Below are 15,585 nucleotides of genomic sequence, written 5' to 3'. Positions count from 1 at the left end.
TCATCTTAACATGTTTTTTGATAAAAATAATCAAAGGAGATTATGTGAAAAAGTGCTTGCTTTTGGGCTTTGTGTTGGGGTTTAGTTTTTTAGGAGCAGCTGATCCGTCTACGCTTGTTAAAAGATGTGCTGGATGCCATGGACCTGCTATGGATAAAAAAGCATTTGGTAAAGGGCATGTGGTTAACACTCTAGATAGCGCTACAATTAAAGAGGATTTATCAGGTTATAAAGCCGGTACGCTTAATCGGTATGGAGCGGGTGGTGTGATGCATGCACAGGCTCAGAGCTTGAGTGATGAAGATATTGATGCGCTATCAAAATTTATCCCTACTCTTAAAAAATAATCCAATCATCTAGTTTAGATACAGCGGGGGTCTTTTCTGTCTTAGTTTTGTGTGTGCTATAATGTCCATTAGTTTTAAGTTGCGCAGTCAAAGATATGGTGCAAACAGCTAAAGGATAAGCATGGAAACTAAGAAAAGTTATCGGCCTAATGTGGCCGCTGTTGTGCTTTCCTCACATTATCCCAGTGATTGTGAGTTTTTAATCGCACAGCGCATTGATATTCAAGGAGCATGGCAGTTTCCTCAAGGAGGGATTGATCAAGGCGAGACGCCTTTAATGGCACTATACCGCGAGCTTTTAGAGGAAATAGGCACAGATGCGGTGGAAGTGATTGCAGAATATCCCAAATGGATCACCTATGATTTCCCCCCAACCATGACTAAAAAGCTCTACCCCTTTGATGGCCAAAGACAAAAGTACTTTTTAGTACGGCTTAAAAATAACGCTCTGGTTAACATTAAAACCCTTTGTCCAGAATTTGATCGCTATTGTTTTGTCAAAACTAAGGATTTATTCCATAGAGTGGTGTATTTTAAACGGCAGGTTTATAGACAAGTCATTGGTTATTTCCGCAAGGAAGGGTATCTTTAAGTGTTAGTGGTCCAAAAGTTTGGGGGCACTAGTATGGGGGGGTGTGCGCGTATTGAGGCTGTAGCCAAACGGGTACTTGAGAGTAAAAAACGCTTTGAAGATCTGGTGGTAGTGGTTTCGGCTATGGGGGATACTACAGATGATTTTTTAGATCTAGCCCGTTATTTTGGAACACGCCCCAATCAAAGAGAATTAGATAGACTATTAAGCAGTGGAGAACAAATTGCTAGTTCTTTATTAGCCATTGCTCTAGAATCTCTAGGGCAAAAGGCTTGTTCTTTAAGCGGGAGAGAAGCAGGGATTCTCACAGATTCACACTATAGTAAAGCCCAAATCTTAGAAATCAACCCCTCTAAAATCCAAGAGCTTTTAGCCCAAAATTTTGTGGTGGTGGTGGCTGGATTTCAGGGCGTGAGTGTACACGGAGAAATTACTACTCTAGGCAGAGGTGGGAGTGATTTAAGCGCGGTGGCTTTAGCCGGGGCCTTACATGCTGATCTTTGTGAAATTTATACCGATGTAGATGGGATTTATACCACAGATCCGCGCATTGTACCGCAGGCTAGAAAAATCGATCAAATTAGTTATGAAGAAATGTTAGAGCTAGCCTCTATGGGGGCAAAGGTTTTATTTAACCGCTCGGTAGAATTAGCTAAAAAGTATCATATTCCGCTAGTTACCCGCAGTTCATTTAGTACAACAGAGGGGACGCGCATCACTTCAGAGGAGCAAATTGTGGAAAAACCCATTGTGAGCGGTATTGCTATGGATACAGATCAGGCGCGTGTAAATATCGTTGATGCCCGTGATTACCCCGGAATTGCTGGAGAAATCTTTGGGCTTTTAGCAGATGCAAATATCAATATTGATTTAATCGTGCAGACTGTGGGGCGCAATGGCAAGACAGATATTAATTTTACAGTGCCTAAAGAGGATCTACAAACTTGTAAACAGGTTTTAAAAAATCTACAAGATATTGGATCGGTAGAATGTGATGATCAAATTGCTAAAATCTCTGTTGTAGGGGTTGGCATGCGCTCTCACTCAGGAATTGCCAGCGCGGCCTTTAAAGCTTTAGCCAAAGAAAACATTAATATTTTAATGATTGGCACGAGTGAAATTAAAATTTCAGTTGTGGTAGATGTTGCTTTAGCACAATTAGCTTTAAAAACACTGCACGCTGCTTTTAAATTAGAACTATAGAGATGTACCAATGGTTATACCCTATTTTACAAGAGCAGCCTTCTTTTTTAAAAGATTGGCTACAAAATTGCAACTGGATTGCTTGTATTCAGGCAATCAAACACATTATAGGAGGGGGGAGTGTTTTGATGGATACGGATACAGAGCGCGCATGGTTTAAGCTTTATGTCCTCTCTCATCTAAATAGCCACCCTTTGCGTCCTTTAATCCCTATTTTTGAAATCCCCACAACCCTCCAATCCCGCCTAAACCAGTCAGAAAATGCATTGGTAAGCAGTACTTTAAATCTTGTTTATCAAAGCCATATTCTGTGGTATGTAGGGGCTTTTAGCTCTCCAATAGCTAATTTAGTCTTACAAGAACGCGGGCTTTTATGGGCTTTTGATTCACCCCCTAGAGAGGAAATCATTAGCTTTAATTCTTTAGACCCTTTAAGCGATCACCAATTACTCCAACTCTATCAAGTTTTTGAACACATATTATTAGACGCTTTATTAGGAAAGCTGAGTTTAACATGACAAGTAGCCTTATTTATGCAAATGTACCTTGTGAGGAGGCTAAAAGCTACCAAGCAGAGTTAAAACAGTACTTTTTAGAGCAAAACACACCAGTTTTTATAGAATTATTTGTAGAAGAAGAGCTTAAAATTGATCATGCCCATGAAATTAAACGGCGCGCTACTTTAAGCTCTAGGGAGCAAAAAGTTTGCATCATTGCAGCCAATACTTTCAATATCTTTGCCCAAAATGCCTTGCTTAAAATTTTAGAAGAACCCCCTGAAAAGACGCTATTTATTCTATTTGCTAAGCATAAACATGTACTATTGCCCACTATCCGTTCACGCCTGCCATGCATAGATAAACGCGTTAAACCCACGCCTAAGCCTTTTGGATTAGACTTACGCACCTGTAGTTTAGATGAAGTATATCGCTACTTACAAAGAATTGATCAAGAAAATTGGAATAAAGCAGAAACGCAAATGCAAATTAGCGCTTTACTTGAAGAAATAAAGCGCACCCATATCACACTTAAACGAAAAACTAGAATATTTTCAAGAGGCAGTTTATGCTAATGCTTTGTATTTGCGCCCTAGTTATAATTTATTACCTTTGCTGTTAGCAATTTTGGAGGCTAGAGAAGTTTGATGTTTTTACGGCGTGTAAATCCTAAAAGTTTTTCTTTAGCCCTGCAAGAGATTAAAGTTCATAAAATCGGCCAAGAAATCATGGCAAAAAAAGGGCGACTCTTTAGTTTTAAAATTGAGGATTTACCCCTAAGCGCTACCTTGATTTTAAAACAAGAAGCCTTGCGCGTAGGGGCTGAACTAGCCACACCTAAAGACTGTATTTTGGCAAAAAAGAAAACCTATAACTGTCTTTTAGTTGGCACTCAAGATCAATTAGAACGACTCAGCCAAAAATGTAAAGAACAAGATTTTGGCCTTAAAGACTTAGCTCAAATTTTAGAAAAACACCTCAAAGTAGCCCAAATTAAACCCGCTTTAATGGGTGTGATTAATCTCACTCCAGATAGCTTTTATCCTAATAGCCGCTATAGCACAAAAGAAGCCTTACAAACTATCCAAACTTTTTTACAGCATAAGACCAGTTATATTGATATTGGAGCGGCTAGCTCTAGGCCTTTAAGCACTTATGTAGACTCTCATACAGAAATAGCACGCCTAAAAGAGTTGTGTTTAGAAATTAAAAATCAAGGACTTTATCAGCACATTAAATTTAGCATTGATACTTATAACCCTAAAACGGCTGCTTTTGCGCTTGAACATGGTTTTGCTGTGCTTAATGATGTTAATGGGTTTAGAGATGTACAAATGCTAGAAATAGCCAAATACTATAAGCCTGAAGTGATTTTAATGCATTCATGTGGCGTACCAATGGACGGTACTTTACTTTCAGCTAAAGATTTATGGCAGGATTTAGAAGCGTTTTTCACTTCTAAAATTGAGGAGTTATCAAAATCTGGAGTGGATCGCATTATTTTAGATATTGGTTTTGGTTTTTCTAAAGGCACAACTCAGAATCTAACCCTTATCCAACATTTAGAACATTTTCTACACTTTGGTTATCCTTTGTTAGTGGGCTGTAGCCGTAAGGGGAGTATCGGGGAGGTGTGTAAACAAGAAGTACAGGATAGATTAGCCGGAACATTAGCCTTACATGGCTTAGCTTTAGCACATGGGGCTAGTATCTTGCGTGTCCATGATATACCCGCCCATGCAGATTTAATAGCCATTCATAACGCTTTATCTTGTTTGTAATGGGTTTTATAAAAATTAGGCATAAAATGAGTATTATTATAAAATTTGTTGGTATCACAACATTTTATCTTATATCAAAGGCAATTCATGGACGATCCGCGTAAATCTCTTAATCTTTTTGACATCCGCTGGATGTGGTCCATGTTTGGTACAGCCATTGGGGCTGGAATCTTATTTTTACCCATTAGAGCCGGCGAACACGGGTTTTGGCCTGTGGTGGTGATGGCGCTTTTGAGTTTTCCGATGACTTGGTTAAGCCATAGAGCCTTAGCGCGCTTTGTAAATGCAATTGGCAATGAGGATATTACCCATGCCGCCACACATTTAGGTAGAAAAGTTGGTTTTTTTATCACGCTTATGTATTTCTTTGCGCTTTATCCTATTTGTTTAGCTTATGGGGTGGGGATTACAAATACCGTTGATTCTTTTTTTAGTAACCAATTAGGCCTGCATTATTTTGAAAATAACCGCTTTTTTTTAGCCGAGCACCTCATCACTGGCATGATTTTTGTCATGATTTTTAATACTACTGTGGTTACCCGTATCTCTAATGCTTTAGTCTACCCTCTAGCTTTAATTTTATTGGTATTTTCTCTCTATCTTATTCCTTACTGGAAAACCTCCATGCTCACAGATATTCCTACCTTTAAAGGGTTTTTTGCAGCTCTATGGTTTACCTTGCCTGTTTTGATTTTCTCTTTTAATCACAGCGCCATTATCTCCACTTTTGCCCAAGCGGTAGAAAAACATTACGGCGAACTCAAACACTATAAGACAAACCAAATTGAATTACTCAACACCTCACTTTTACTATTCTTTGTCATGTTCTTTGTCTTTTCTTGTATTCTTTGTTTAGAACCAGCCGACCTAATCAAGGCTAGAGAACAAAATATCCCCATATTAAGTTATTTTGCCAACACTTTAAATAACCCCATTATCGGCTATGCGGGGCCTATTGTGGCCTTTTTAGCCATCATTACTTCTTTTTTTGGGCATTATTATGGGGCTAAGGAAGGTTTAAAAGGCTTAGTGGTGCAAATTTTTACTAAAGATAAACTCAATACCAAACGGCATAAAACCATTGATATTTGGATCACTTTATTTTTATGGATAAGCATTATTGGCGTATCTTATACCAACCCTAGTATTTTAGGTTTTATTGAAAGCTTGGGGGGACCGGCTTTAGCCGCTGTTACTTTTATTTTACCCATTGTGGCGATGTATGCTCTGCCTTCTATGAAAGAATTTAGAAGCCCTTTAGCCGATATTTTTATTTTCTTAACCGGCGTGTTAACCGTTTTAAATGCTATTATTGAGATTGTTTTTAAATAAGGAGTGTATCCATGCCCTCTTCTAACCAATCAATCACTGCGATATTTAAAATTGGCATTGGTCCTAGTTCTTCCCACACCATTGGACCTATGGATGCCTGTGCGCGTTTTTGTGCTCTTTTATACAAACAAGGTTTGATAGAACAAGTTAATCGCGTGCGTGTGATTTTACATGGCTCGCTTGCTCTTACCGGTAAGGGGCATTTGACAGATTTAGCTTGTATTGTAGGTTTAAGTGGTGTGAGTGCTAGAGAAGTACGGCTAGAACAAAGAGAGGTTATTTTAAAACAAGCTATCCAAGATCATAAAATCCTTTTAGCCCAAAAAAAAGAGATCGATTTTTCTTTACAAGAGGATATTCTCTTTGATTCTAAAACCCTACCCTTGCATGAAAATGGCATGGAAGTACAAGCCTTTAATGCCCACCAAAAATTATTAGTTCAAGAGATTTATTACTCCACCGGCGGGGGATTTATCTACACACAAGAGGAATTACAACACAAAAAAAATAGTACTACACAAGATTGCCACACTCCCTTTGACTTTGCCAGTGCTAAAGAGCTAGAAAATTTATGTGAGAAACACCATACCCACATTGCCGGTATTGTAGAGATGCATGAGAATGCCCTGTTTAAAGAAAATTATGCCCGTACTTATTGTTTAGAAATTTATCAGACCATGCTAGCTTGTTATCAGAGTGGGATTTCTTCTAGTGAAAAAAGCTTGCCCGGTTATATTGGCATGGCTTCTTTAGCCCCTAAAATTTACACACGCCTAATCCAATCGCATAATAAAGCCGATCCTTTAAGCCTAGTAGATTACATTACACTCTATGCGCGAGCGGTGAGTGAGGAAAATGCCAGAGGGCATAAAGTGGTTACCGCTCCTACTAATGGGGCTTGTGGGGTGGTGCCTGCGGTGTTACTTTATTGCCACCAGCACATTAAACCTTTAGAAACCGAACAAATTGTAGATTTTTTACTCACCTGTGCAGCCATTGGCTATTTATATAAAAGAAATGGCTCACTAAGCGGGGCTGAGGCGGGGTGTCAGGCTGAGGTGGGGACTGCTTCTTCTATGGCTGCAGCTGGGTTTGCTTTTGTAATGGGCGGAAGTGTAGAACAAGTTTTAAGCGCGGCTGAAATTACCATGGAACACCATTTGGGTTTAACTTGTGATCCGGTAGGTGGTTTGGTACAAATCCCTTGCATTGAGCGTAATGTAGTAGGGGCGATTAAAGCGGTGTCTTCTGCGCGTTTAGCACTTGAAGATGGCTATCAGGCTAAAGTAAGCTTAGATGATGTGATTTCAACCATGTATGAGGTGGGTAAATCTTTAGACCCTAAATACCGCGAAACCTCTTTAGGTGGCTTAGCTACCCATGTGCATATTCCAAGATGTTAGCTTGACTTTTACATTGCAATTAGATAGAATGGGGCTTTTTGTTGGGGTATCGCCAAGTGGTAAGGCACCAGGTTTTGGTCCTGGCATTCAGAGGTTCGAATCCTTTTACCCCAGCCAAAGACGCGGGGTAGAGCAGCCCGGTAGCTCGTTGGGCTCATAACCCAAAGGTCGGTGGTTCAAATCCATCCCCCGCAACCAAATTACAGCAATACTTTTAAAGATTTTTCAATCTCTGCTTTACTACTAGGCTCTACTAGCCTACTACCCACTTCTACCCCATTTTTATAAAAAATAAGTGTAGGGATACGCTTAATGCCTAGCGTCTCTTTTAAATCTGTGCTTTTATCAAAATCCACTTTAAAAAACACCACCCCTGAATATTCCTTTTCTAAAACTTCCATAATCGGCTCAATCCTGCGACAATCCGGACACCAATGCGCACCCACATTAATCACAACCGCTCCCTTAGCTATCTTGTTTTGATAATCTTGGCTACTTAGTGTTTGCAAATAAACCCTTTCTTTAAAAATAAATAAGAGCATAGCCAAAAAAGCTAAGCTTGCTATAAAAGACTATAATAATTTATCTGATAAAAAGGCTATCTATGATTATTATTCCTGCTAGATTAGAATCTAGCCGTTTTAAAAGAAAACTTCTTGTGCCACTTGGCGGGGTTCCTATGCTGGTGGCTACAGCCCGTAACGCCCAAAAGGTAGATGAGGTGGTGGTTGCATGCGATGATGTGTTACTATTAAAAGCCTGTGAAGATTTTAAGATCAAGGCTATTTTAACAAGTGTGAATCACACTAGTGGCACAGATAGATGCGCGCAAGCCTGCATGCTTTTAAATCTACCTCCAGAAACGCCGGTAGTTAATTTACAAGGCGATGAACCTTTTTTAGAACCAGAAATCATCGCTATTCTCTTAGAAGAATCTAAAAACACGCCCTTCATGCACACATGCATTAAAACAATCACCCCTCAAGAAGCCCTTGATCCTAATTTAGTTAAAGTAGTGCTAGGTGCAAATAAACAAGCTTTATATTTTTCCCGTGCTGTTATTCCTTATAATCGCGATGACTCTTTTGTAGAATTTCTAGGGCATATTGGCATTTATGGCTTTAGAGCCCATACACTTTTAGAATTTTGTGCTCTTCAAAAAAGCCCCTTAGAAGAGATTGAAAAACTCGAACAACTCCGTGCTCTCTACCACCATAAGATCATCACAACTAGCCATGTACAAACAAATAGCATAGGCATTGACACCCCAGAAGATTTAAAAAAAGCGCTTAACCGTGTTAGCTCAACTCACCACCCATAAAGTTTTAAAAGCCCAGATTGCCCGTTTTATCCCTTATTTAGAAAGTGGTATTAGCGAACTAATTAGCAATACAGAGCAAGAACTGTGGCTTTATAAACTAGATGGATCACGCCATAAAATCCATGACAACACCTTTAGTAAAGAGTTTTTATTACATTTTTGTGAGCAACTAGGCAATTACCGCCATTTATCTTTTAATTTGCAAACCCCTACCCTTAACTGTTCTATTCCCTTTACCCGCTATAGAGTGAGTGCTAATCACTTTAGTATTACCACTAATAACCAAATCAGTTTAAATATCCGTATCCCAACCTCCCAAAAATTCCCTTTAGAAGCTTTTATCATCGCGCCAAATTGCCCTTATGGTTATGGCGATCTTAAAAATATGGTGAAAGAGGGGTATAACATTCTAATTAGTGGCGGTACAGCTAGTGGCAAGACTAGTTTACTCAACGCACTTTTAGAATACATTCCTAGGCAAAGTCGGGTTGTGAGTGTAGAGGATAGTCAAGAACTAGATTTAAGCGGGTTTGAAAACCATGTAGGGCTTTTAGTGGGCAAGAATGAACAAACTCCCTTTAGCTATGAAAACGCCCTTAACATGGCCATGCGCATGCGCCCTGATTGTCTTATGGTTGGTGAGATTGATACTAGAAACGCGCTTTTATTCTTGCGTTTAGCCAACACAGGGCATAAGGGCATGTTAAGTACTTTGCATGCTAATAGCATATCTCAAGTTTTAGAGGCTATTGCACTTAATATTGAAATGGGGCATAAGGCTAAATTTGATCTAAGAGTTGTGGAAAAGTATTTTAAAAGCGCGGTTGATGTACTGATACAAGTTTGTAAAATCCAAAAACAGCACCATATCCAAGAAATTGTTTTGACTAAGGATTTAATTAGCCTGTAATGAGTTTATAAAGCGTGGCTAAAGTACTGAGCGCATAAATGCAGAGTAATAAAATTTTATGGACTCTTTCATTAGCTAATAAAATCAGTTTAATCCCAATGCCAACACCTACTAGTGCGCCTAATCCGGTGATTAATCCTGCTTGTAAAGCGTGGCTATTTAGTACGCCGGAGTGGGCTAAAGAAATCACCCCTGAGAGCGAGGAAAAGATCACAAAGAACAAACCCAAAGGTACAATCTTTTGTGTATCGTATTTTAAAAAATAGCCTAAGAAGGGCACCATTAAAATCCCCCCACCCATGCCCAGTGGAATAGAAAAAATTCCTGTAATTAAACCTGCTAGGACTAAAATAGCATGTGTCTTACTCAAATGCCAATGGATAATAGGGATTTTTAGAGGGGCTTTTTTTGCGTGCATGTAAAAGTGTGCGTTTTGATAATGCCTTTCTTTGCGCCCAAAAGCATATTCAATAAAGGTATAGCACACCACCACTACAAACACACCCATGAGTATGCGATCATCTATCACTTTTAATAAAAAGCCTCCCAAGATTGCCCCTATTAATCCCCCACAAGCCGCAAAAATACCCTCTTGTAAATTTAACAAACCTTTTTTATAGTTAATCACCGAGCCTACTAAAGAAGAACAAAGCATTTGAGCGAGTGAAATCCCAACGGCATGGTTATAACTAAAACCTGCAAAGATAGCAGCAGGTACCACAACTTCGCCCCCACCAATGCCAAAAAATCCGGCTGTAATACCGGTTAGCACCCCCACTACACATAAAACAAGGGCTTCTGAGTTTTCAAGTACTATCATCTGGGCACTTAATGGCTAGTGTTTGGCATGGGTATAGTGTCTTTGAAAATCCCTAGAAATGGAGTATTAATAGCCTGCATAAAAATCTGTCTCCTATTGTTTATGATTGTTTTGATTATAAGTAATAATAGCCAAAAAATGGTGTTCTTAGAATAGTAGAACTTTGATCACTTGTGCTAAAATCGTGAACTTAGGCTTGCTTGCAAAGTTTAACTTTTCATTTTAAAAAGGATTTATATGCCTAAAGTGATCGTAGATATGCGCCTTTTAATAGCGTGGCTTGCACCTATTGTAGCTTGCTTTTTCTCTCCAGATGTGTATATGAGTGGCATGCTAAGTTATCTGGTGATCAAAGTGGCCTTTTATGGTTTTGCACTTTTTATACTTTGTATTTCTTGATAAGTTTTCTCCCCCCCAAAAATCAACACAATTTGTAAAAATCTTATTGTTATCCTCTCTCTTGGCTGTGCCTCTTTAGATTTTTTTACCTCCTACTTACTACCAAACGAGTTTAAACCAAGCCCTGATAGAAACCCTGTTAGCCACTAACGCCTCTGAAACCTATGAATTTTTTCTTAGCGCCTATGCGCATTTATTCTCTCTCTTAGTCATGTTACTTGTAGTGGGCCTATTTTTATACTTTGTACGCTACAACCTTTTACTTTCTTTTAAACAAGCCCTCTTGGTCTTTGTGCCTGTAAGCTTTTATTTCTAACTAAGCATTTAACATTTGTAGCTGCCATGAAGTTCTTAGCTTTGCCAAGCCATTTAAGGCACTATGTTGAAAAGTTAAGCGCTTTGAATTTAGCGGTATTGCAGGCCTTGCTATAGGTTGATTAACATAGGCCTTCCACCTTTCTTTTTGCTTGGGTCTTTTTAGAGTTTTGCTGATTGGCGATGTATTGTTTGATCACTTCCAAAGGAGCACCCCCTACAGAAGAGGTAAAACAAGAGTTTGGCGTAGGCAATTTAGTTCTTAAGTGCGCAAACTCTTGCCTTAAGAGCCGACTACTCCTACCCTTAGCTGTCCTAATAAACTTCATCACCCAAAGCTAGGATCAACTTCTGCCAAAATATGGATATGATCCTTATCTGTTTCCATCTCCAAAATCTCTACTTCTAGCTCTTGCGCCACTTCCAAAATGATTTGTTTTAACCTTACTTCTACCTGATCTACAAGGACTTTTGCCTGTATCACCATACAATGTGGTATTTGCAAGAATAGACAATGTTGTTGTTGCTATAAATCCCAACGGCATGGTTATAACTATGCAATGTGCTATACGCAACTATAGTTAACTAATACATTGTGAATAGGTTATGCTCCAATATGCTCCAATATGCTCCAATATGCTCCAATATGCTCCAATATGCTCCAATATGCTCAAAGAGCATGCGCCTTATATCCTCATAGCTAAAGCTAGGGGCTTATGGCGCGGGTTGTAAAGAGTACATGTTTCTTTGTTCTCTTATATATACATTTGTTAGGGTTCATTTCGTGGGCTATGGATGTAACCCCGTATTTATGGGGGTTTTTGGGTTTGATAACGCCATTTTTAGGGCTTTTATCCGTAGTATCATTTCGTGGGCTATGGGCTATGGTGCAAATTTTTTTAGTTGGGCTTTGGATTGCCTCTAATTTGTCTAAGTCTGGGTCTTTTAACACGAACTGGGTTTTCCCCGTGAAGCGCCCTTTCTCATCTCTAATCTCTACTATGTCTAAAAGGCTCTTGTCTCTAAGCTCTTGGGTGTATTTGTAGTAGGTGTTTTTGCAGAGCCGCAAGTGTTTACAGGCGTGTTTGGTGTTGACTTCCCAATCACTGGGAAGTGTTCTTAACCACACAAGAATTTTTGTAGCTATGGGGCTTAGGTCTGCGTGGTAGACAATGTTATTATCAATAGCTGCAAAGCCCTCTTTGATCTGGGGCTTGACTATTAGTGTGGCGTTTGTGGTGAGTTTCTGAAACATGCTAGTCCTCCTCTGGTACTTCTAAGGTTATAGTCTTTGGGTTTGTGTGTAGTTTTATGACGCTTTTTGTGCTAAAGCGTCCTTGTTCATCTCTAATTGCCTCAGTTTCTACAAGGCCTTTAGCCTTAAGTTCATTAAGGTATTTGTAGTAGGTCTTAACATCTATATTTAGCTTAGCAACCGCGCCGTAAACCCCCTAGCTTTAGCTATGGGGATATAAGGCGCATGTTTGGTCGTTTTTCAAGCAAAGTGTGTATAATATAGTTCTATGCTCATCGCCTACAAGCAGAAACTCTACAATTCAAGCAAGAACAAGCAGATAGACAGACTCTTGCGTCTTTATGGCATTTGCTACAATCATTGTATCGCTTTGCATAAGCGGTATTATAGGCTCTATAAGAAGCACTTGAATTTCTACACTTTGAAAAAGCACATCACCAAGCTAAAGAGAACAGCACGCTTTGCTTTTTTGAAAACTCTAGGCTCTCAAACCTTGCAAGAGCTAGTAGGGAGGATAGACAAGGCTTATAAAAAGTTTTTTAAGAAACAAGGCAGACCGCCTAGATTTAAAAAGGTGGCCAACTATCAGTCTTTCACATTTTCACAATGTGGTTATAAAATCCAAGACAACATTATCTCTTTTAATGGCTATCGCTTTAAGTTTGTCAAAACCTACGACCTTGCAGGCAAACCCAAGACCTTAACCATTAAAAGAGATAATCTAGGCGATTATTTCTTGTGCTTGGTGTGCGAAACAGAGGATAACCTTAAGCCCGCAGGCGGTAACAGCGTGGGGCTTGACTTTGGGTTAAAAACTTTTCTCACATGCTCTAATGGCACACAAATCCCATCGCCTTTATTTTTCTCTAAATTCTTGCCTTTGATCCGTGCTTGCTCTCGCTCCCTATCCAAAAAGAAAAGAGGCAGTCATAACCGCCTAAAGGCTAGGCTAAAACTTGCTAGATTGCACCGCAAAGTCCAAAATCTTAGAAAAGACTTTTTCTACAAGATTGCTAATAGCCTAGCCAAACAATACGCCACTATTTTCATTGAAGATTTGAACCTGAAGGGTATGGTTAAACTTTGGGGGCGCAAGATTAATGATTTGGCTTTTGGTGAGTTTGTGGCTATCTTGGAGAGAAAAACCCAAGTGGTTAAGATTGATAGATTCTATCCTAGCTCTAAAACTTGTTCTAATTGTGGAGCACTCAAAGAGGATTTAAGCCTAAAAGATAGGTTTTTTCATTGCCCTTCTTGTGGCTTTTCTTTGGATAGAGATTTGAACGCAAGTATAAATATTCATAGAGTGGGGGCATCCACTCTTGGAGGAGAAGCTGTAAGACCCGCCTAGCGGGCAAGCTTTGATGATCCCAGAATCCCCTAGCTTTAGCTATGGGGAGTATGTCAAGCCTTCTGCCGATAATCTCATCTATTTTGGCTTGGCGTTTTTTATTAGCCATAGCCTTTGCGCGCTCAACTTCACCGATGAAGGGCTTAAGTTCTCTTTCTTTGTGGGATTTTTTGGCTGCTCTAAAACCTTTTTGATCCATTGCAAGCGCGCCTAAATCGGTACAAGTGGCTTTAGCTAGGTATTGCATTGTGGGTGTGTATACATCCACTTCGTTAGGATTGTCTGGATTTTCAACTACAACAAGGCTATCGCCGATCTCGCATTTATCCCAAAATTGCGCACTTTGGTAGGTTTTGCCGTTTAGATCAATGCCATAAGCTTGTAGTGTTCTGTGGTGCTGTTTGCTTGACATACTCCCCATAGCTAAAGCTAGGGGATTCTGGGATCATCAAAGCTTGCCCGCTAGGCGGGTCTTACAGCTTCTCCTCCAAGAGTGGATGCCCCCACTCTATGAATATTTATACTTGCGTTCAAATCTCTATCCAAAGAAAAGCCACAAGAAGGGCAATGAAAAAACCTATCTTTTAGGCTTAAATCCTCTTTGAGTGCTCCACAATTAGAACAAGTTTTAGAGCTAGGATAGAATCTATCAATCTTAACCACTTGGGTTTTTCTCTCCAAGATAGCCACAAACTCACCAAAAGCCAAATCATTAATCTTGCGCCCCCAAAGTTTAACCATACCCTTCAGGTTCAAATCTTCAATGAAAATAGTGGCGTATTGTTTGGCTAGGCTATTAGCAATCTTGTAGAAAAAGTCTTTTCTAAGATTTTGGACTTTGCGGTGCAATCTAGCAAGTTTTAGCCTAGCCTTTAGGCGGTTATGACTGCCTCTTTTCTTTTTGGATAGGGAGCGAGAGCAAGCACGGATCAAAGGCAAGAATTTAGAGAAAAATAAAGGCGATGGGATTTGTGTGCCATTAGAGCATGTGAGAAAAGTTTTTAACCCAAAGTCAAGCCCCACGCTGTTACCGCCTGCGGGCTTAAGGTTATCCTCTGTTTCGCACACCAAGCACAAGAAATAATCGCCTAGATTATCTCTTTTAATGGTTAAGGTCTTGGGTTTGCCTGCAAGGTCGTAGGTTTTGACAAACTTAAAGCGATAGCCATTAAAAGAGATAATGTTGTTTTGGATTTTATAACCTGTTCCCCCCTTAAATGTGAAAGATTTGGTATAAAGCCACCTTTTTAAATCGTGGTGGTCTACCTTGTTTCTTAAAAAATCTTTTATAAACCTTGTCTATCCTCCCTACTAGCTCTTGCAAGGTTTGAGAGCCTAGAGTTTTCAAAAAAGCAAAGCGTGCTGTTCTCTTTAGCTTGGTGATGTGCTTTTTCAAAGTGTAGAAATTCAAGTGCTTCTTATAGAGCCTATAATACCGCTTATGCAAAGCGATACAATGATTGTAGCAAATGCCATAAAGACGCAAGAGTCTGTCTATCTGCTTGTTCTTGCTTGAATTGTAGAGTTTCTGCTTGTAGGCGATGAGCATAGAACTATATTATACACACTTTGCTTGAAAAACGACCAAACATGCGCCTTATATCCCCATAGCTAAAGCTAGGGGGTTTACGGCGCGGTTGCTAAAACGGGTTATCAGTTAAGTATTTATAGTTTAGAGAGTAATGGCGGTGTGCCCTTTGATCCTGAGTTACTAAAAATCTTAGATATAGCCACAGCCACTATATGGATAATACAGAGTCTAAAAAGCTCCAGCCCTTAGAAGAACTCCCAGCAACTCCTACACTTGAGCCAGATACTAGCGATATTATCCATTAGTTTTCCTTATCTTAAATGTTTGAGATTTTGATCTTTGACGACAATTTGTAGGCTTTTGCTGATTGTTTGGGTGGTGTTAGCACTGCTAAAGGTAATGGTATAAGTCTTAGGCTCACTGGCGCTAAATAACATGGTAGAGCCCTGAATGCATCGTCTATTTGTGGATCAAGAATACAAGAATAGGCCATGTACTAAAAGCACCTATAGATCCACATATTTTGTT

16 protein-coding genes, 2 tRNA genes and 2 pseudogenes are annotated in these 15,585 nt (G+C 39.6%); 14 read left to right on the top strand and 6 right to left on the bottom strand.

Annotated features, from left to right (window positions below):
- Positions 1 to 44 precede the first annotated feature (44 nt).
- The 10 genes from OO773_RS08420 (at position 45) to OO773_RS08375 (ending at position 7,353) form a co-directional block, all read left to right on the top strand.
- Entirely contained in the window at positions 45 to 347 is a 303-nt protein-coding gene (locus OO773_RS08420) for a c-type cytochrome (RefSeq protein ID WP_006563843.1), read from the top strand.
- A gap of 121 nt (positions 348 to 468) precedes the next feature.
- Positions 469 to 939: an RNA pyrophosphohydrolase gene (locus OO773_RS08415; protein WP_006565159.1), complete on the top strand. Its 471-nt coding sequence runs from the start codon at positions 469 to 471 to the stop codon at positions 937 to 939.
- Positions 940 to 2,142 (top strand): aspartate kinase, encoded by a 1,203-nt coding sequence (locus tag OO773_RS08410; protein WP_006563841.1) that lies wholly within the window; start codon positions 940 to 942, stop codon positions 2,140 to 2,142. It abuts the gene before it with no gap.
- Between the two features lie 2 nt (positions 2,143 to 2,144).
- A complete protein-coding gene (locus OO773_RS08405; protein WP_231102924.1) occupies positions 2,145 to 2,660 on the top strand; it encodes a HobA family DNA replication regulator in 516 nt (171 codons plus the stop codon).
- Positions 2,657 to 3,214 (top strand): DNA polymerase III subunit delta', encoded by a 558-nt coding sequence (locus OO773_RS08400; protein WP_264828536.1) that lies wholly within the window; start codon positions 2,657 to 2,659, stop codon positions 3,212 to 3,214. Before OO773_RS08405 ends, OO773_RS08400 begins: the two co-directional genes overlap by 4 nt.
- A gap of 72 nt (positions 3,215 to 3,286) precedes the next feature.
- On the top strand, positions 3,287 to 4,420 hold the full coding sequence (folP, locus tag OO773_RS08395) for a dihydropteroate synthase (protein ID WP_006563838.1): 1,134 nt from the start codon (positions 3,287 to 3,289) through the stop codon (positions 4,418 to 4,420).
- Between the two features lie 66 nt (positions 4,421 to 4,486).
- Positions 4,487 to 5,752, top strand: a complete 1,266-nt coding sequence (locus OO773_RS08390; protein ID WP_176485203.1) for an aromatic amino acid transport family protein — start codon at positions 4,487 to 4,489, stop codon at positions 5,750 to 5,752.
- A gap of 11 nt (positions 5,753 to 5,763) precedes the next feature.
- The gene (locus tag OO773_RS08385; RefSeq protein WP_006563836.1) at positions 5,764 to 7,155 is read left to right on the top strand and encodes an L-serine ammonia-lyase; all 1,392 of its coding nucleotides are present in this window, start codon (positions 5,764 to 5,766) and stop codon (positions 7,153 to 7,155) included.
- Between the two features lie 42 nt (positions 7,156 to 7,197).
- A tRNA-Gln gene (locus OO773_RS08380) sits at positions 7,198 to 7,272 on the top strand.
- A 4-nt stretch (positions 7,273 to 7,276) separates the two neighbouring features.
- Positions 7,277 to 7,353, top strand: a tRNA-Met gene (locus tag OO773_RS08375).
- Positions 7,354 to 7,355: 2 nt separating this feature from the next.
- Here the strand turns inward: OO773_RS08375 and OO773_RS08370 are convergent.
- Complete coding sequence (locus OO773_RS08370; protein ID WP_034376026.1) at positions 7,356 to 7,697, bottom strand: thioredoxin family protein; 342 nt, start codon at positions 7,695 to 7,697, stop codon at positions 7,356 to 7,358.
- Between the two features lie 62 nt (positions 7,698 to 7,759).
- Between OO773_RS08370 and kdsB the strand changes: the two genes are divergently transcribed.
- Together kdsB and OO773_RS08360 are read left to right on the top strand one after the other, a co-directional pair.
- The gene (gene kdsB, locus OO773_RS08365) at positions 7,760 to 8,476 is read left to right on the top strand and encodes a 3-deoxy-manno-octulosonate cytidylyltransferase (RefSeq protein ID WP_006563834.1); all 717 of its coding nucleotides are present in this window, start codon (positions 7,760 to 7,762) and stop codon (positions 8,474 to 8,476) included.
- On the top strand, positions 8,451 to 9,386 hold the full coding sequence (locus OO773_RS08360; protein ID WP_006563833.1) for a CpaF/VirB11 family protein: 936 nt from the start codon (positions 8,451 to 8,453) through the stop codon (positions 9,384 to 9,386). Before kdsB ends, OO773_RS08360 begins: the two co-directional genes overlap by 26 nt.
- Here OO773_RS08360 and OO773_RS08355 read toward each other — a convergent pair.
- The gene (locus tag OO773_RS08355; protein ID WP_006563832.1) at positions 9,376 to 10,206 is read right to left on the bottom strand and encodes a sulfite exporter TauE/SafE family protein; all 831 of its coding nucleotides are present in this window, start codon (positions 10,204 to 10,206) and stop codon (positions 9,376 to 9,378) included. The two genes, OO773_RS08360 and OO773_RS08355, sit on opposite strands and share 11 nt — an antisense overlap.
- Positions 10,207 to 10,443: 237 nt before the next feature.
- Here OO773_RS08355 and OO773_RS08350 point away from each other — a divergent pair, with 237 nt between their 5' ends.
- Entirely contained in the window at positions 10,444 to 10,605 is a 162-nt protein-coding gene (locus tag OO773_RS08350) for a hypothetical protein (RefSeq protein ID WP_158650306.1), read from the top strand.
- 436 nt (positions 10,606 to 11,041) lie between these two features.
- Here OO773_RS08350 and tnpA read toward each other — a convergent pair.
- Positions 11,042 to 11,454, bottom strand: a pseudogene (gene tnpA / locus OO773_RS08345) (IS200/IS605 family transposase); the annotation flags it as partial.
- 172 nt (positions 11,455 to 11,626) lie between these two features.
- Positions 11,627 to 12,175 (bottom strand): hypothetical protein, encoded by a 549-nt coding sequence (locus OO773_RS08340; RefSeq protein ID WP_040499251.1) that lies wholly within the window; start codon positions 12,173 to 12,175, stop codon positions 11,627 to 11,629.
- Between the two features lie 268 nt (positions 12,176 to 12,443).
- On the opposite strand from OO773_RS08340, the gene OO773_RS08335 reads away from it, so the two are divergent.
- A complete protein-coding gene (locus OO773_RS08335) occupies positions 12,444 to 13,526 on the top strand; it encodes an RNA-guided endonuclease InsQ/TnpB family protein (protein WP_073193814.1) in 1,083 nt (360 codons plus the stop codon).
- Between the two features lie 462 nt (positions 13,527 to 13,988).
- Here the strand turns inward: OO773_RS08335 and OO773_RS08330 are convergent.
- Positions 13,989 to 15,075 (bottom strand): annotated as a pseudogene (locus OO773_RS08330) (RNA-guided endonuclease InsQ/TnpB family protein).
- A gap of 293 nt (positions 15,076 to 15,368) precedes the next feature.
- Positions 15,369 to 15,494 carry a hypothetical protein gene (locus tag OO773_RS08325; RefSeq protein WP_255298854.1) on the bottom strand — a complete coding sequence of 42 codons (126 nt, stop codon included), beginning with the start codon at positions 15,492 to 15,494 and terminating at the stop codon, positions 15,369 to 15,371.
- Positions 15,495 to 15,585: the final 91 nt, after the last annotated feature.

This window comes from Helicobacter suis HS1 (assembly GCF_026000295.1).
GTDB classification, from domain to species: domain Bacteria; phylum Campylobacterota; class Campylobacteria; order Campylobacterales; family Helicobacteraceae; genus Helicobacter; species Helicobacter suis.
Note: the sequence above shows the minus strand (reverse complement) of the source record. Positions and strands in the feature narration are given on the sequence as shown.